The organism is Mycobacterium sp. DHQP2018-32-09 (genome assembly GCF_058148405.1).
Genome location: NZ_JBYVYK010000185.1, coordinates 1 through 403 on the forward strand (window position 1 = coordinate 1; position 403 = coordinate 403).

General features: G+C 33.0%; 1 protein-coding gene. It reads right to left on the reverse strand.

What is annotated here, in order from left to right; all coding sequences use genetic code 11:
- Nucleotides 1-151: 151 nt before the first annotated feature.
- Nucleotides 152-403 (reverse strand): sodium/glutamate symporter (locus AC30CM_RS27265; protein WP_490120015.1); only part of this gene is annotated, 252 nt, incomplete at its 5' end.

Below are 403 nucleotides of genomic sequence, written 5' to 3' on the forward strand. Positions count from 1 at the left end.
TAGATGCTAAAAATATTGACGACTTAACACAAAAACAAATCGTATTTAGTCCGGAAATATTGTCATGGATAGAACAACGTAGCTTGAATATACATCGAGGATAAATAAAAGAGGAGGCGAAGGCCTCCTCTTTTATTTATGAGTTTGGTGTTTAACTAAACCATTGAATGAATCCCATAATGACTATAACACCAATTAAATCGATTAAGAATGCACCAACAATAGGTACAACTAAATATGCTTTAGGTGAGTTTCCATATTTTTTAGTAATAACATCTAAATTTGCCATGGCATTTGGCGTTGCACCAAGACCATGCCCGATAAAACCACCTACCATTACTGCAGCATCATAATCTTTTCCTAAACCTCTAAATAAAATTAAAACAGCAAATAAAATCATAAC